Annotated in this window: 17 protein-coding genes; 9 read left to right on the top strand and 8 right to left on the bottom strand. The window is 52.6% G+C overall.

All coding sequences use genetic code 11. From position 1 onward, the window contains the following. Positions 1 to 192 precede the first annotated feature (192 nt). From I6L74_RS09335 to cysE, 5 genes are all read left to right on the top strand, one after another. Positions 193 to 624 (top strand): rhodanese-like domain-containing protein, encoded by a 432-nt coding sequence (locus I6L74_RS09335; protein ID WP_011915390.1) that lies wholly within the window; start codon positions 193 to 195, stop codon positions 622 to 624. A gap of 13 nt (positions 625 to 637) precedes the next feature. Next, a complete protein-coding gene (gene grxC / locus I6L74_RS09340; protein ID WP_059180467.1) occupies positions 638 to 886 on the top strand; it encodes a glutaredoxin 3 in 249 nt (82 codons plus the stop codon). A gap of 33 nt (positions 887 to 919) precedes the next feature. Then, positions 920 to 1,387, top strand: a complete 468-nt coding sequence (gene secB, locus I6L74_RS09345; RefSeq protein ID WP_059180466.1) for a protein-export chaperone SecB — start codon at positions 920 to 922, stop codon at positions 1,385 to 1,387. After that, on the top strand, positions 1,387 to 2,406 hold the full coding sequence (gpsA, locus tag I6L74_RS09350) for an NAD(P)H-dependent glycerol-3-phosphate dehydrogenase (protein ID WP_059180465.1): 1,020 nt from the start codon (positions 1,387 to 1,389) through the stop codon (positions 2,404 to 2,406). The genes secB and gpsA overlap by 1 nt, the downstream gene beginning before the upstream one ends. A gap of 73 nt (positions 2,407 to 2,479) precedes the next feature. Then, complete coding sequence (gene cysE / locus I6L74_RS09355; protein ID WP_059180464.1) at positions 2,480 to 3,301, top strand: serine O-acetyltransferase; 822 nt, start codon at positions 2,480 to 2,482, stop codon at positions 3,299 to 3,301. Here cysE and trmL read toward each other — a convergent pair. The 4 genes from trmL to lldP form a co-directional block, all read right to left on the bottom strand. Next, positions 3,298 to 3,771 (bottom strand): tRNA (uridine(34)/cytosine(34)/5-carboxymethylaminomethyluridine(34)-2'-O)-methyltransferase TrmL, encoded by a 474-nt coding sequence (trmL, locus tag I6L74_RS09360; RefSeq protein WP_059180463.1) that lies wholly within the window; start codon positions 3,769 to 3,771, stop codon positions 3,298 to 3,300. The genes cysE and trmL overlap by 4 nt on opposite strands. Positions 3,772 to 4,012: 241 nt before the next feature. Then, entirely contained in the window at positions 4,013 to 5,200 is a 1,188-nt protein-coding gene (gene lldD, locus I6L74_RS09365; RefSeq protein WP_059180462.1) for an FMN-dependent L-lactate dehydrogenase LldD, read from the bottom strand. Continuing rightward, positions 5,197 to 5,970 carry a transcriptional regulator LldR gene (gene lldR / locus I6L74_RS09370; protein WP_059180461.1) on the bottom strand — a complete coding sequence of 258 codons (774 nt, stop codon included), beginning with the start codon at positions 5,968 to 5,970 and terminating at the stop codon, positions 5,197 to 5,199. Before lldR ends, lldD begins: the two co-directional genes overlap by 4 nt. After that, positions 5,967 to 7,622: an L-lactate permease gene (lldP, locus tag I6L74_RS09375; protein ID WP_059180460.1), complete on the bottom strand. Its 1,656-nt coding sequence runs from the start codon at positions 7,620 to 7,622 to the stop codon at positions 5,967 to 5,969. The genes lldR and lldP overlap by 4 nt, the downstream gene beginning before the upstream one ends. Positions 7,623 to 8,246: 624 nt before the next feature. On the opposite strand from lldP, the gene I6L74_RS09380 reads away from it, so the two are divergent. After that, positions 8,247 to 8,804: a fimbrial protein gene (locus I6L74_RS09380; protein WP_059180459.1), complete on the top strand. Its 558-nt coding sequence runs from the start codon at positions 8,247 to 8,249 to the stop codon at positions 8,802 to 8,804. A gap of 286 nt (positions 8,805 to 9,090) precedes the next feature. On the opposite strand, the gene I6L74_RS09385 is transcribed toward I6L74_RS09380, so the two are convergent. From I6L74_RS09385 to I6L74_RS09400, 4 genes are all read right to left on the bottom strand, one after another. After that, complete coding sequence (locus I6L74_RS09385; RefSeq protein ID WP_059180458.1) at positions 9,091 to 9,453, bottom strand: YibL family ribosome-associated protein; 363 nt, start codon at positions 9,451 to 9,453, stop codon at positions 9,091 to 9,093. A 57-nt stretch (positions 9,454 to 9,510) separates the two neighbouring features. After that, positions 9,511 to 10,101, bottom strand: coding sequence for a mannitol operon repressor MtlR (gene mtlR / locus I6L74_RS09390; protein WP_059180457.1), 591 nt, complete (start codon positions 10,099 to 10,101; stop codon positions 9,511 to 9,513). Further along, positions 10,101 to 11,249 (bottom strand): mannitol-1-phosphate 5-dehydrogenase, encoded by a 1,149-nt coding sequence (mtlD, locus tag I6L74_RS09395; protein WP_072241974.1) that lies wholly within the window; start codon positions 11,247 to 11,249, stop codon positions 10,101 to 10,103. The genes mtlR and mtlD overlap by 1 nt, the downstream gene beginning before the upstream one ends. 95 nt (positions 11,250 to 11,344) lie before the next feature. Continuing rightward, positions 11,345 to 13,255: a PTS mannitol transporter subunit IICBA gene (locus tag I6L74_RS09400; RefSeq protein ID WP_059180455.1), complete on the bottom strand. Its 1,911-nt coding sequence runs from the start codon at positions 13,253 to 13,255 to the stop codon at positions 11,345 to 11,347. Between the two features lie 656 nt (positions 13,256 to 13,911). Here I6L74_RS09400 and I6L74_RS09405 point away from each other — a divergent pair. From I6L74_RS09405 to I6L74_RS09415, 3 genes are all read left to right on the top strand, one after another. Beyond that, positions 13,912 to 14,283 (top strand): DUF3302 domain-containing protein, encoded by a 372-nt coding sequence (locus I6L74_RS09405; protein ID WP_059180454.1) that lies wholly within the window; start codon positions 13,912 to 13,914, stop codon positions 14,281 to 14,283. 2 nt (positions 14,284 to 14,285) lie between these two features. Continuing rightward, entirely contained in the window at positions 14,286 to 15,422 is a 1,137-nt protein-coding gene (locus I6L74_RS09410; protein ID WP_059180453.1) for an HlyD family secretion protein, read from the top strand. 63 nt (positions 15,423 to 15,485) lie between these two features. Next, positions 15,486 to 16,094 carry a glutathione S-transferase gene (locus tag I6L74_RS09415; RefSeq protein WP_059180452.1) on the top strand — a complete coding sequence of 203 codons (609 nt, stop codon included), beginning with the start codon at positions 15,486 to 15,488 and terminating at the stop codon, positions 16,092 to 16,094. Positions 16,095 to 16,157 lie beyond the last annotated feature (63 nt).

The following is a 16,157-nucleotide window of genomic DNA, read 5'->3' on the forward strand; positions in this document are numbered from 1 at the left end:
ATCGATAAAGTAGCCTCAGAAGATCAAAGAAAACGCAGGGGCAGGGGCCATGAAGGCGATTTTGCACTATTTTTTTCGTGGCATGCCGCAGAAAATGGATTAGCTTATTCCCGCTGGCTGTATTTGCCACACCGCACAGGTATACTCCTGTCCTGGTTTTTTTAATCACTACGTCGGGAGTTGTTACCCCCCATGCAAGAAATTATGCAATTTGTTAGCCGCCATCCGGTACTGAGTATCGCGTGGATTGGTTTACTGGCAGCTGTGCTGTTCACCACGTTCAAAGGCCTTACCTCTAAAGTGAAGGTTATCACTCGTGGCGAAGCAACGCGTCTTATCAATAAAGAAGACGCCGTGGTTGTGGATCTGCGTCAGCGTGATGATTTCCGTAAAGGTCATATTGCAGGTTCTATCAATCTGCTGCCTGCTGAAATCAAAGCAAATAATGTTGGTGAACTGGACAAGCATAAAGCGCAGCCGATTATCGTTGTCGACGGTACCGGTATGCAGGCGCAAGATCCGGCCAGCGCGCTGATCAAGGCGGGTTTTGAAAAGGTCTATGTGCTGAAAGACGGCGTCTCCGGCTGGAGCGGCGAGAATCTGCCTTTAGTTCGCGGTAAATAAGAGGAACGACGTTATGGCCAATATCGAAATGTACACCAAAGCGACCTGCCCGTTCTGCCATCGCGCGAAAGCGCTGCTGAGCAGCAAAGGCGTCACCTTTCAGGAACTGCCTATCGATGGCGACGCGGCAAAACGTGAAGAGATGATCAAACGTAGTGGCCGTACGACGGTTCCGCAGATTTTTATTGATGCGCAGCACATTGGCGGCTGTGATGACTTGTATGCGCTTGATGCACGTGGTGGGCTTGATCCCCTGCTGTAATAGCGTTTTAGGACAATTAAAAAGGGTATTTCCATGTCAGAACAAAACAACAACGAAATGAGTTTCCAGATTCAGCGCATCTACACCAAGGATGTCTCTTTCGAAGCGCCAAATGCGCCGCATGTTTTCCAGAAAGATTGGCAGCCAGAGGTTAAACTTGATCTTGATACTGCGTCTACCCAACTGGCAGACGACGTGTATGAAGTTGTACTGCGCGTGACCGTCACCGCTGCGCTGGGTGAAGAAACGGCATTCCTGTGTGAAGTACAGCAGGGTGGTATCTTCTCCGTTGGCGGTATTGAAGGTAATCAGCTGGCGCATTGCCTGGGTGCATACTGCCCGAACATTCTGTTCCCGTATGCTCGCGAATGCATCACCAGCCTGGTATCACGCGGTACATTCCCGCAATTGAACCTTGCGCCAGTTAACTTTGATGCGCTGTTCATGAACTATCTGCAGCAGCAAGCTGGCGAAGGTACTGAAGAACATCAGGATGCCTGATGAGTACAGTTAATGCGTCAATGACTGTGATCGGTGCCGGCTCGTACGGCACCGCTCTTGCTATTACCCTGGCAAGAAATGGTCACGAAGTGGTGCTTTGGGGCCACGATCCCAAACATATCGCGACGTTACAGCACGATCGCTGTAATATTGCGTTCCTTCCTGATGTTCCTTTCCCTGATTCGCTGCACTTAGAAAGCGATCTCGCCACGGCGCTTGCTGCCAGCCGCAATATCTTAGTTGTCGTGCCAAGCCATGTGTTTGGTCAGGTGCTGCACCAGATCAAGCCGCTGATGCGTGCTGATGCGCGCATTGTGTGGGCAACGAAAGGGCTGGAAGCGGAAACGGGACGTCTGTTGCAGGATGTGGCCCGTGAAGTGCTGGGTGATGATATTCCGCTGGCGGTGATCTCCGGACCGACGTTTGCCAAAGAGCTGGCCGCTGGCCTGCCGACGGCAATTTCTCTGGCTTCAACCGATCAAACCTTCTCCGACGATCTTCAGCATTTGCTGCACTGTGGCAAAAGCTTCCGCGTCTACAGCAACCCGGATTTTATCGGTGTACAGCTGGGCGGTGCGGTGAAGAACGTTATCGCGATCGGCGCGGGTATGTCTGACGGTATCGGCTTTGGCGCGAATGCGCGTACGGCATTGATCACCCGTGGACTGACAGAGATGTCGCGTCTTGGCGAAGCGTTGGGTGCCGATCCCGCCACCTTTATGGGGATGGCTGGCTTGGGCGATCTGGTGCTGACCTGTACCGACAACCAGTCTCGTAATCGCCGCTTTGGCATGATGCTCGGACAGGGCATGGATGTGATGGGCGCGCAGGAAAAGATTGGTCAGGTGGTCGAAGGCTATCGCAATACCAAAGAAGTTCGGGAATTGGCGCACCGTTTTGGTGTCGAAATGCCAATAACCGAGGAAATTTATCAGGTATTGTATTGCGGAAAAAATGCGCGCGAGGCAGCATTGACCTTATTAGGTCGCTCACGCAAGGAAGAGCGCAGCAGTAGCTAATAGGGAACCGTTGTCGCCCAACGACACGGCCAGCATAGACTGGCCGGTCGTCTAATTACGCCTGGAGTATGCAATGCCGTGTGAAGAACTGGATATCGTCTGGAACAATATTAAAGCCGAAGCCCGGGCTTTAGCCGACTGCGAGCCCATGCTGGCCAGTTTTTACCACGCGACGTTACTCAAGCATGAAAATCTCGGCAGCGCCCTGAGCTATATGCTCGCGAACAAACTCGCTTCTTCAATCATGCCCGCCATTGCCATCCGCGAAGTCGTTGAAGAGGCGTATGCCGCCGATCCCGAAATGATCGCCTCCGCTGCCTGCGATATTCAGGCCGTGCGAACGCGTGACCCGGCAGTGGATAAATACTCCACGCCGCTGCTGTATCTCAAAGGTTTTCATGCTTTACAGGCCTATCGCATCGGCCACTGGCTGTGGAACGAAGGCCGCCGTGCGCTGGCTATTTTCCTGCAAAATCAGGTGTCCGTGACGTTCCAGGTGGATATCCACCCGGCAGCGAAAATTGGTCGCGGCATCATGCTTGACCACGCCACCGGCATTGTCGTCGGTGAGACGGCGGTTATCGAAGATGACGTGTCAATTCTGCAATCCGTGACCCTTGGTGGTACCGGCAAAACCAGTGGCGATCGCCATCCCAAAATTCGCGAAGGCGTGATGATTGGCGCGGGCGCGAAAATTCTCGGCAACATTGAAGTCGGACGCGGTGCGAAAATTGGCGCAGGCTCGGTTGTGCTTCAACCTGTTCCGCCGCACACCACCGCCGCGGGTGTTCCAGCGCGCATCGTGGGCAAACCCGAGAGCGATAAACCGGCGATGGATATGGATCAGCATTTCAACGGCATTCACCATACCTTTGAGTATGGTGACGGTATCTAGCTTCTGAGCACGGCGCCGGCATATCCCAACTGGCGCCAGGCTTCATACACCACGACCGACACCGCGTTAGACAAGTTCATGCTGCGGCTATCCGGCATCATTGGAATACGGATTTTTTGCTCAGCGGGCAGGACATCCAGAATAGTGGCTGGCAGGCCACGCGTCTCCGGACCAAACATCAGATAATCGCCTTCCTGATAACTCACTGCGCTGTGCGCCGGTGTGCCTTTGGTCGTCAGCGCAAACATGCGCTGCGGATTTTCCGCTTCCACAAAGGCCGCGTAATCGTGATGGCGAACGACGGCCGTAAATTCATGATAATCCAGTCCCGCGCGGCGCAGGCGTTTGTCGTCCCACGTAAAGCCCATCGGCTCAATAATATGCAGACGAAAACCGGTATTGGCACACAGGCGAATGATATTGCCGGTATTAGGCGGAATTTCTGGTTCGAATAGTACGATGTTAAGCATGCTGTCCCCTGAGCCTATCCCGTTAGGCTATTTTATTTGCCATTTTGGACGTTGGCAGTGCTCACCTTTCTCGCGTACCGTGTGTTCGCTCCGGGTGTTCCGCGCTGTCCGCGTCCAAACTGTCTGCAACAATCAACGCCAACTGGATTAGGCTCTGAAAATGCGGGGGCAGGATAGCAGAATCTGCCTCTTTTCTCTCCCTGTGGGAGAGGGGGTGAGGGCAACAGACGACCACAATACCTTACGCCGCACTCCCCTGCGCGAGCGGTGCCAGCGCCGCAGGAACTCGGCTCAACTCCTGTACCAGCGAGTCTTTGCTGATTTCACTGATGGTCTTCGCGCCGGTCAGGGTCATCGCCACTTTCATCTCTTTCTCGATCAGATTCAGCAGATTGGCCACACCTGCCTGGCCGTGCGTCGCCAGCGCGTACAGATACGCCCGCCCCAGCAGCACGCTGTCTGCGCCCAACGCAATCATGCGCACCACGTCCAGTCCGTTACGAATGCCGCTGTCGGCCAGGATCGCAATATCCCCTTTCACCGCATCGGCAATCGCAGGCAGGGCACGTGCAGAAGAAAGCACGCCGTCCAGCTGTCGTCCACCGTGGTTCGACACCACAATCCCATCCGCGCCAAAGCGCACCGCGTCACGGGCATCTTCCGGATCGAGGATCCCTTTGATCACCATAGGACCATCCCAGAACTCGCGGATCCACTCCAGGTCTTTCCATGAAATCGACGGATCGAAGTTATTCGCCAGCCAGCCGATGTAATCCTCAAGACCGGTCGGTTTCCCGAGATAGGCCGAGATATTCCCCAGATCGTGCGGACGGCCGTTAACGCCGACATCCCACGCCCATTGCGGATGCGTCACCGCCTGCCAGTAACGGCGCATCGCCGCATTTGCGCCGCTCATTCCGGAGTGCGCATCACGATAACGTGCGCCCGGCGTCGGCATATCGACGGTAAACACCAGCGTGGAACAGCCCGCCGCTTTGGCGCGTTCCAGCGCGTTACGCATGAAGCCGCGGTCACGCAGCACGTACAGCTGGAACCACATTGGGCGCTTGATGGTGGGTGCAACTTCTTCAATCGGGCAAACGGACACGGTTGAAAGGGTAAATGGGATCCCTTTCGCATCAGCCGCAGCCGCAGCCTGGACCTCACCACGGCGCGCATACATACCGCACAATCCAACGGGCGCAAGGGCTACGGGCATCGACAGCGTCTCGTTGAAGAGTGTTGTCTCAAGGCTCAGATCTGACATATTTTTCAGCACGCGCTGGCGCAGAGCCACCTCTGACAAATCTTGCACGTTGCGACGCAGGGTGTATTCCGAATAGGCACCGCCGTCAATGTAATGGAACAGGAACGGGGGCAGGATGCGCTGCGCCGCTGCGCGATAGTCACTGGCTGCGGAAATAATCATGTGTTGTTCTCCCTGGACATATCATGATCGCCGGGCAGGCGGGTAATGCGTGCCTGTCGGGCCTGATCTTCATCGAATCGTTTAATGGTGGTATGTACGAAGCCCAGATGCGCCATCATCGCCTTGCGTGCGGCTTCGGCGTCACCGGCCAGAATGGCGTTCAGCACCGCTTCGTGTTGTTCAGTCAACTGTGCGAAAACCGGCGGCACCAGATACATGCGCTGGCGACTCTGCTTAACGGACGATTGCAGCAGATCGAAAAATCCGCGCATGGTTTGCAGCAGCACGACGTTGTGTGAGGCCTCAGCAATCGCCAGATGAAAGCGGACGTCTGCCTGCGAGGCGATATCCGGGTCGCTGCTTTGCGTGGCTTCAAAGCAGGCTTTGAGCTTCTCTTTATCGCTGTCCGTAGCGCGCATCGCGGCGTGCCAGGCGGTGCTGGTTTCAATCGCGTGGCGCGCTTCCAGGATGTCGAAACTGTAATCGGGATCGTTCTCCATCAGCGTCTTCAGCGGCTGGACGATGTTTTGTTCGGACCAGTCGTCGTGCTGCCAGCGCACAAACGTCCCGCCGCCACGACGGCTCAGCAGCACCCCTTCGCTGATCAGCATCGCCAGCGCTTCGCGCAGTGAATTACGCGACACGCCTAGCTGGGCGGCCAACTGGCGTTCGGCGGGCAATTTCATGCCCGCTTCCAGCTGTTGTTCTGCAATCAGCGCCCGCACGCGAGAGGCGATCTCGTCGGACAAGCGTTTTGGCATCACTATCATGGAATCATCCAGGTTAAGACGTAAGCCTGCAGCGTGGTGATGACGCCGACCATGCAGGTGAAAATCAGGCTGTGTTTAACGGTAAAGCGGAACAGATCCGACTCTTTACCGACCAGTCCCACTGCGGCACAGGCAATGGCGATAGACTGCGGCGAAATCATTTTTCCCGTCACGCCACCCGTGGTGTTGGCGGCGACTAAGAGCACGTCCGACACGCCAATCTGCTGGGCAGCGGTCGCCTGCAATGCGGCAAACAGTGCGTTTGAGGACGTATCCGAACCGGTCAGGAATACTCCCAGCCAGCCGAGGAACGGCGAGAAAAAGGTAAACGCGTGGCCGGTGTGGGCGAGCGCTAAAGCCAGCGTCGATGACAGGCCGGAATAGTTCGAGATAAACGCAAACGCCAGCACCATCCCGATGGAGTAAATCGGCAGCGCCAGTTCCTTCAGCGTGTTGGCGAAAGTCTGTATCGCCGCGGCTGGCTTCATACGCAGCCACACGATAGAAAGGATCGCCGCGAACAAAATCGCCGTGCCGGTGGCGGAGAACCAGTCAAATTTATACACCGCAGCATACGGCGTGGCGTCGTGAACCACTGGCGGCATGCGCGCCACCATTTTGTCGAGGAACGGTACGGAAATGTTGATCACCATGTCATACAGCGCGCCGCCTGGGGCGAACAGCGCCTTAAACGGCGGAACGCTCCACAGGGTGACGGTGGCCGTCAGGAACAGGAACGGCGACCAGGCGCGGATAATTTGTCCAACCGTGTAGTTTGTCCGTGCCAGCGTTTGATCGACTTGCGACGCGCCCATATCGCCAAAGCGGAAGATGCGCACCGGCTGCCAGCGTCGCAGGAACAGAGTCAGACACACTAATGACACCAGCGACGAGATAATGTCCGGCAGTTCCGGGCCTATGAAGTTCGAACTGAGATACTGCGCGATGGCGAACGAGCCACCTGCGACCATCACCGCAGGCCAGGTCTCTTTCACGCCGCGCCAGCCGTCCATAATCGCCATGATCCAGAACAGCACGATTATGGTCAGGAACGGTAGCTGGCGGCCCACCATCTGGCCGATTTCAAAGCTGTCCAGGCCGGTGACCTGTCCGGCAACCAGAATCGGGATGCCCATCGCGCCAAACGCCACCGGTGCGGTGTTAACGATCAGGCACAGGCCCGCAGCGTACAGCGGGTTAAAGCCCAACCCTACCAGCAGTGCAGCGGTAATCGCCACCGGTGCGCCAAATCCCGCGGCCCCTTCGAGGAACGCCCCGAAGCAGAAGCCGACGATCAGCATTTGCAGGCGTTGGTCCGGTGTGATGGACAAAATCGACGAGCGGATAATGTCAAACTGACCGGTTTTAACCGAGATTTTATAGACAAATACCGCGGCAATGATGATCCACGCAATGGGCCACAGGCCGTAGAAAAAGCCGTAAACGACGGATGCCAGCGCATGGTCGACCGGCATTTTGTAGAACAACAGCGCTACCGCGAGCGCGATAGCAACGGTATACGTCGCGGCCAGATAGCCTTTCAGCTTGAGTTTAATCAGCGCGAAGAAAAAGAACAGGATCGGTAGCGATGCGATCAGGCTAGACAACCAGATATTACCGGCCGGGTCGTAATTTTGTTGCCAGAGGCTCATGCAGGTCTCCTGAGGACCACGCTTCACGTCACACGGGTGAGTCTAAGCTCATTATCGCGTCACAATAAGTGTAAAAGTGGTCCTGCCAATAGTGTGATGTAGGGTGAATGACAATGAATGGTTAATCAAATGTTATGGATGGGCAATGATTTTGTGAGTAAGAATAATGGAAATGTGAACCAGGAAGGCGCGCCAGTCATATTGGTTGGGCCAATTTTTCGATGGGTGTTTAGAGGCTTTCACTCCTAAGGCTGCGGGAAAAAAGTCAACGTATTGGCAAGAAAGAGCATTCAAGAATCGTAGCGTAGAATTCAAGGTGTAAAATTATGAATAGCCATTCACTCGGAAAACTATTTTTTCATCCGTAATAGGTTTTGAACATCACCAGATAATATTCAAAACCTATTACTGCTAATAAAACGGATACATATGCCTGATTTTCAGTTGATAAATCTTACAAATAGATACGTCTAATAACATGTTAATTCCCTTTGATGCCGAAGTCTTATCCTTATCTAAAATTGGAATCATTAATAATGTGTTCATAAAAATAAAACCCATAACATATCTACCATGTGATTTTTTACTAAGAAATACAATTAATTTTATTGAGGAGAAATTTGCATGTTAAATCGAAAGGTTATTCTATCTGGTTTACTGTCCTTATTTATTACCGGTACCGTGAATGCCGGGGTAAATCCTACCGATCAATCAGCAACGTTGAACATCTCAGGTTCTGTCACTGACAGCGAGGTCGCCGGATGCTCTGTGGGCGTTATTGGTGGTAACACCATTTTACTTGAATCTATGGATGATACCGATCTTCTTAATCAAGATGAAAACGGTACGCATATGACAATTGTTCCACTGCATATTTATGGCGTGAAGAACCTGTCGGATTGCTATGATGTTATTCAGAATGGCCGTCTGGCGTTAAGATTAACAGGGCAGGGCGACAATGCCACTGGCACCGTTTTACAAAATTCCGGCACTGCCACCGGTGTAGGTATCGGGATATATGATTACGACACAACCAAACCCGTTTTAATTAATAACGGCAACCTGGAAGTTAAAAAAGATGGTACCGCTAATTTAGGTTTGCAATCGGTTAAACTGTCAGGTCAGAGTGCAACTGCGGGTTCTATGAAAGGAACGTTGACCGTGGAAATCGAACGTTTGTAAAAACGTCTTCTCTTCATTCTTCGGATTCCTGTAAATCATAAACGATGGCGGGGATCTGAAGATAAAAGCCGCTGCTCACGTAAAGTGGTGCGTTTTATATAAGAAAGCAACCAGGCCTGATTCGGCACTCTTCCGGACTCAGGCCTTGTCGTTTCTGCATAGCGGCCACAGGGGTGTTTTCTCTCAGCATCCCTCACGGGGAGGGAGAAATAAAAAGCCAACACCTATTTAAGTGTGAGAAGGGCAACAGGCTCACAATGCCCCTCTCACATCCGAAGAGGGAAAATCAGAACGCAGTCTTACAGAACCCAGTCATCTCTTGCAGGCCCATTTCACGACCCAGCTCAGTCATCGGGTGTACAACGACCAGGCCGCGCGCGCTTTTCTTCAGCTTGCCCATGTCGGCTTGTTCTTTTTTGGTGATCGCACGGCGATGCGGCATGCCCATCAGCTTTTGCGCTTCTTTGCTCAGCTTATGGCCTTTAACGGCACGCAGGCGCTCGATTTCGCCTTCGATTTTCTCTTTCTCTTTTTCAAGCTCTGCATATTTTTCGGCAGATTCAACAAGAGACATATCAGCCTGCTGGTGGCGGATCAGATCCAGACGGTCACTCAGGCGTTTAATTTCGTTCTTTTCGACTTCTTTCATCACATATTGCTCTAAAAACGGGGGAATTACAGGAAGGATACACCAATGTGGGCGGTCTTACTTCTGAAACGCTTTCTTTAAGCTGATTCGGGAAATCAGCTCAGTCAGGGAAAGTACCATCGTTGACCGCATAACCTGTTGATAACGAAGCTTTTGCATCGCATACAATTCAGGATCGCTATTATCGAAATGCGGAGCAGGCGGCAGCGCTGTGACGCAATGTAACTCGCCGAAGGGCCCAAGAATTTCGTCATCGGTAAAAGCATATTCATTGCCGTCGTGATTTAACTCTTCGCGCAACGCCATGAGCAATTCAGCATCTTCATATTCATGCCTGCTGAGCACGCCAAGACCATAAATCAGCTTCAGGCGTACTGACAAATCGCCCAGCGGTCCGTCTCCGTCCAGTAACGGTTCTACAGCATATTTTACCGCGTAGTCGTCTTTGCGAAACACCTGAAGAACCAGAATATTGACTGCCTCGGTGAGTAACTCGACGGCAGCAATCAGGAAACTTCGTACGGTTTTGCCAGCATTCAGACGCTCAAGCACACGATTTTCAAAGGCCTGGGTTTGTTCCATTATTGCCTGCATATCTGACAATCTATCCATCGGGCGCAGGGCGACCTGCGCCAGAACCTGCATCATTATTTCGTCGCGTTGTATGCGTTAACCGCCTCCAGCACTACGTCACTCTTCGCTTCAAGGCCAGAAAGCTGCGCCAGCGCTTCTTGCGGGCCTTTGGTATCAATCAGTTCTGCCAGCTCAATTGCCTGCGGATCTTGCTCACTGCGATAATGCATCGCGGCGGCGATACCTTTCACTAAATTGGCGTGTGGCAAGCCGTATTCCAGCGTGCCCAGCAGAGGTTTGATCAGACGGTCGCCCGCGCTGAGTTTACGCAGCGGCTGGCGGCCAACGCGCTCAACATCATCTTTCAGATACGGGTTTTCAAAACGACCGAGGATTTTCTGAATGTATGCCGCGTGTTTCTCAGCATCAAAACCGTAGCGTTTGATCAGAACCGCGCCGCTCTCGTCCATTGCACCTTTTACCACAGCACGGATTTTCTCATCGAGAATCGCATCACGAATGGTTTGATGACCGGCCAATTTTCCGAGGTACGCGGTTATAGCATGCCCGGTGTTCAGCGTGAAGAGTTTGCGTTCGACAAAGGCCATCAGGTTATCCGTCAATTCCATGCCAGGAATAGCCGGCAGCGCGCCTTTGAACTGGGTTTTATCGACGATCCACTCGCTGAAGGTTTCAACGGTCACTTCCAGCGGATCGTTGGTCGCAGATTCGGATGGGGGAACGATGCGGTCAACGGCAGAATCCACAAAACCGACGTGCTCTTCAACCCAGGCTTTATCTTCATCAGCCACGGCGGCCAGAACGTGGCCTTTCAGTTGGGTGGTACCGCGTACCATGTTTTCACAGGCGATGATGTTCAGCGGAGTGTTGTTACCTTGCGCTTTGCGTTTTGCGAGGCCTTTTGCGACGGCAGGGGCGATGCGCTCAAGCACTACCGGCCCGACGGCGGTGGTCACCAGATCAACGCTGGCGATCAGGTCAACCACATCGTCGCCAATGCTGCTAACAGCGTTTACGCCTGAGACGGTTTCAACCTGTTCGTTTTCGCCGACAACGTGAACATCGTAGCTATGACGGGCATTCAGGGCATCGAGCACCACCTGATTCACATCGGCGAATGTCAGCGTAATGCCTGCGTCTGCCAGCAGTTTGCCGATAAAGCCACGACCGATATTACCTGCGCCAAAATGTAATGCTTTCATCGTATTAACCTTCATCAATGTTTTTACCCGAGAGGGCTGGGATGAGGCTTTTCCCTCACCCTAACCCTCTCCCCAAAGGGAGAGGGGGATAGGCCTTATTTGTTCAGCAGAGCCAGCACTTCTTCAACGCTGGTGGTCTGTGACAGACGCTCGATAACGGTTTCATCATCCAGCGCGTTTGTCAGGCTGGTAATCACCTGGATGTGCTCGTTGTTGCGAGCGGCGATCCCAATCACCAGACGGGCGATATCGTCTTCTTCTTCGCCAAAGCGCACGCCATCAGGATACTGACAGAACACCACGCCGGTTTTCAATACGCGGTCTTTCGCTTCAACCGTACCGTGCGGAACCGCAATGGATTCGCCCAGATAGGTTGGGGTCAGCTTTTCACGTTCCAGCATGGCATCAACGTATTCTGGCTCAACGTAGCCGCCTTTTACCAGTTGCTCACCGGCAAAGCGAATCGCTTCTTCTTTGTGGCTCGCCGTGCGGCCCAGGAAGATGTTCTCCGCACCCAGTTTAAACAGGTGGCTGTCGTTCGCATCAAAACTGTCTTTCAGGCTATCACGAACTTTCACTTCGTTGTCGGTGTGGCGCTGCGCGGCAACCAGACGTTCGGTCAGGCTGGAGTACAGACCGCTATCCAGGAAGTTGGTCAGCGAAATATGCTGTGCCTGCGGAACCTGACGCATAGCGCGTTCAGTCAGATCGCGGTGCGTGATGACCAGGTCAACGTCCCCCGGCAGGCTGTTAATGGCGCTGTTGGTCACGGAGATGTGGGTCAGACCCGCATCCTGGACTTTTTTGCGCAGCACACCGGCACCCATGGCGCTGGAACCCATACCCGCATCGCAAGCCACGATGATTTTACGCACATGGCTCAGGTCGTTAGACACGTCGCCAGCAGACAGCGGCGTTGCAACGCCTTTGGATTCGGACTTCATATCATGCATGCGACGGGTCGCTGCTTCGATATCGTCTTCTTCTTTCACTTTGCTGGTTTTCAGCAAGATGGCAGACACTACGAAGGAGACCGCCATTGCAGCACAAATCGCTGCGATGTTTGCGAAGTAAGCGCCTTTTGGCGTCATCGCCAGTACCGCCAGGATAGAACCTGGAGACGCGGGAGAAACCAGACCGCCGCCCAACACGCTCAGAGTGAACACACCCGTCATACCGCCGAGGATAACGGCCAGGATCAGACGTGGGTTCATCAGCACGTATGGGAAGTAAATTTCGTGGATACCACCCAGGAAGTGGATGATTGCCGCGCCGCCTGCAGACTGTTTCGCGCTGCCGCGACCAAAGAACATATACGCCAGCAGAACACCCATACCCGGACCTGGGTTTGCTTCAATCAGGAAGAAAATGGACTTGCCGAGTTCATGAGACTGCTGAATACCCAGCGGCGAGAAGATACCGTGGTTAATTGCGTTGTTGAGGAACAGGATTTTCGCCGGTTCAACAAAGATAGACGCCAGCGGCAGCATGTCGTGAACGACCATGAAGTTAACGCCAGCAGCCAGCACTTTTGACAGCACTTCAACCGCTGGGCCAATGCCGAGGAACGCCAGAATCGCCAGGATCATACCGATGATGCCAGCGGAGAAGTTGTTCACCAGCATTTCGAAGCCGGATTTGATTTTGCCATCAACCCAAACGTCGAATTTCTTAATCGCCCAGCCGCCCAGCGGACCAGCGATCATTGCACCAAGGAACATCGGCATATCCGCGCCGACGATCACGCCCATGGTCGTAATTGCACCGACTACGCCACCACGATCACCGCCGACCAAACGACCACCGGTAAAACCGATGAGCAGGGGCAGCAGATAGGTAATCATTGGGCCAACAAGCTTCGCCAGGGTTTCGCTCGGCAACCATCCTGTTGGAATGAACAAAGCGGTGATGATACCCCACGCGATAAACGCGCCGATATTTGGCATCACCATGTTGCTGAGGAAACGACCAAAGCTTTGTACTTTGATCTTGAAATCGGATGACATAAAACACCCCTTCTTATGTTTACGCTTAGGCTTTCAGCCCGAGGTTTATCGTTAATGTGCGGCGGCAGAGGTTGCTGAGCCCTGTTCTGTTGCTGTGAAATCTGGCACCGAATCGTTCAACTGTCCAGACAACGAAAATTTATGTGATCTTCGTCACGCAAATATAGGGGGTGCGGATAAGATTGAAGTGATCGTCGTCACAAAATGAGAGTATGAAAAAAATACAATGGAGAGAAAAGTAGCGTATCAGGCATGTTAATGTGAAGTTGATCACATTTTACAACTGAGTGTTTGTCTCGTTATTGTGATTGATTTCACAAAATATTTTTATGCGGATTTCTCTGGATGTGATCGGCGGCAAACTCTGTATCGCCATCCAAAGCCAGCACGAGGTCACACGAAAAGCTAAACTCATTTCATATTTTAGTTTATGGCGAAAAGTAAGAACCTGGATTAAGCTCATTATGTAAACTTAAGTATATTTATTCTTCATGATATATTTTGTCACGTTTGTAAACTTGCATGGAGATATAATAAAAAATCATACTCCTCCGCTCTGAAATATAAGCGCATAAGAATGTGCTTAAAACAAATTAATTTGGTTGCTTACCATTTAATTATTTTAATGAGTTGACGTTGTTTTGAGTGAGGCAAATATGTTTTTAAACTATTTTGCGCTGGGTGCTTTGATTTTCGTTTTCCTTGTTATTTTCTATGGAGTCATTGCCATCCACGACATCCCTTATTTAATGGCAAAAAAGCGTAATCATCCCCACGCTGATGCAATCCATACGGCGGGCTGGGTCAGTCTGTTTACACTCCACATTATCTGGCCGTTCCTGTGGATTTGGGCCACATTGTACCAGCCTGAGCGCGGATGGGGTATGCAAAACCACACGGTGCCAGGCCCGCAGCAACCGGATATTGATGCCCTGTCAAAACGCATTGCCGCACTGGAACAGCAGCTTGCTGCCGCGCCAACTCCCGCTGATAAAACGCCTGCAGATAAAAATATGGCGGAGGGCTAAGTATGGACCTGCTCATTATTTTGACTTACGTGGCGTTTGCGTGGGCAATATTTAAAATCTTTCGCATACCGGTTAATCAATGGACGCTGTCTACTGCCGCATTAGGCGGGGTATTTATTGTCGCGGGTTTGATTTTATTAATGAACTACAACCATCCGTATACGTTCACGGCACAGAAAGCGGTAATTTCTATTCCGATTACCCCGCAGGTCACTGGGATAGTAAGTGAAGTGACGGATAAAAATAATCAGCTCATTAAAAAAGGCGATGTGTTATTTAAACTAGATCCGGTGCGCTATCAGGCCAGAGTCGACAGACTTAAAGCGGATTTGGTGACGGCGACACACAATATTGATGTCCTTAAAGCGCAGCTTTCTGAAGCCGAAGCCAATACGACACGCGTGTCAGCCGAACGCGACAGGCTTTATAAAGATTTCCAGCGCTATCTGAAGGGCAGCCAGGCGAAGGTCAATCCCTTCTCAGAAAGCGACATTGATAACGCGCGGCAAAACTATCTGGCGCAGGATGCGATGGTCAAAGCGTCCATTGCGGATCAAGCGCAAATCAAAAGTCAGTTAGACAGCATGGTTAACGGCGAACAATCGCAAATTGTCTCGCTACGCGCTCAGCTGACGGAAGCCAACTACAACCTCGAACAAACCGTGGTGCGCGCGCCCAGCAACGGCTATGTCACTCAGGTGCTGATCCGTCCGGGGACGTATGCTGCCGCGCTGCCGTTACGTCCGGTGATGGTGTTTATTCCAGAGCAGAAACGTCTCATCGTGGCGCAGTTCCGCCAGAACTCGTTACTGCGCTTGAAACCGGGTGACGAAGCCGAAGTGGTATTCAACGCGCTGCCGGGCCAGGTTTTCAGCGGTAAGCTCACCAGCATTTTGCCGGTTGTACCGGGTGGCTCTTATCAGGCTCAAGGTGCGCTGCAATCTTTAACGGTGACTCCAGGTATGGATGGGGTTATAGGCACGATTGAGCTTGAGCCAAATGCGGATGTCGAAGCACTGCCGGACGGCATCTATGCGCAAGTGGCCGTCTATTCCGACCATTTCTCCCACGTCTCGGTGATGCGAAAAGTGCTGCTGCGCATGACCAGCTGGATGCATTACCTCTACCTCGATCATTAAGATTCTGCCTTTTTTCGTTGCCTGATCCATACTTACCCTTTTGGGAGCATCAAGGATCAGGCAATGAAACTCATCGGCAGCTACACCAGCCCATTCGTGCGTAAAATTTCGGTTCTCCTGTTGGAAAAGGGCATCACGTTCGAGTTTGTGAATGAACAGCCTTACAACGCAGAGAATGGCGTGGCGCAGTATAACCCGTTGGGTAAAGTCCCGGCGCTGGTCACCGATGATGGCGAATACTGGTTTGACTCACCGATTATTGCGGAATATATCGAACTGCTCGGCATTGCGCCTGCGATGGTGCCGCGAGAACCGAAAGCCGCGCTTGCCGTGAGGCAAATCGAAGCGCTGGCGGATGGCATTATGGATGCGGCGCTGGCGTCCGTGCGCGAGCAAGCCCGCCCTGCGGCGCAGCAATCCGAAACTGAGCTGTTGCGTCAGCGGGAAAAAATCAGCCGCAGTCTTGACTGGTGCGAACAGCTGCTGCATGACGGCCGTATTAAAACTGATACGCTGAATTTGGCCACGATTGCCATTGCCTGCGCGGTGGGTTATCTCAATTTCCGCCATGTTTCGCCTGGCTGGTGCGTAGAACGTCCGCTGCTGGTCAAACTCGCTGAAACGCTCTTCCAGCGCGAAAGTTTTGCGCGTACGGAACCGCCGAAGGCTTGATGCGGGTTATAACACTTCTCCTCTTTACCCTGTACAATCCCTTTAGAAATTGACTCCCTCTCC

The organism is Lelliottia amnigena, from assembly GCF_019047465.1.
Lineage (GTDB): Bacteria > Pseudomonadota > Gammaproteobacteria > Enterobacterales > Enterobacteriaceae > Enterobacter > Enterobacter amnigenus.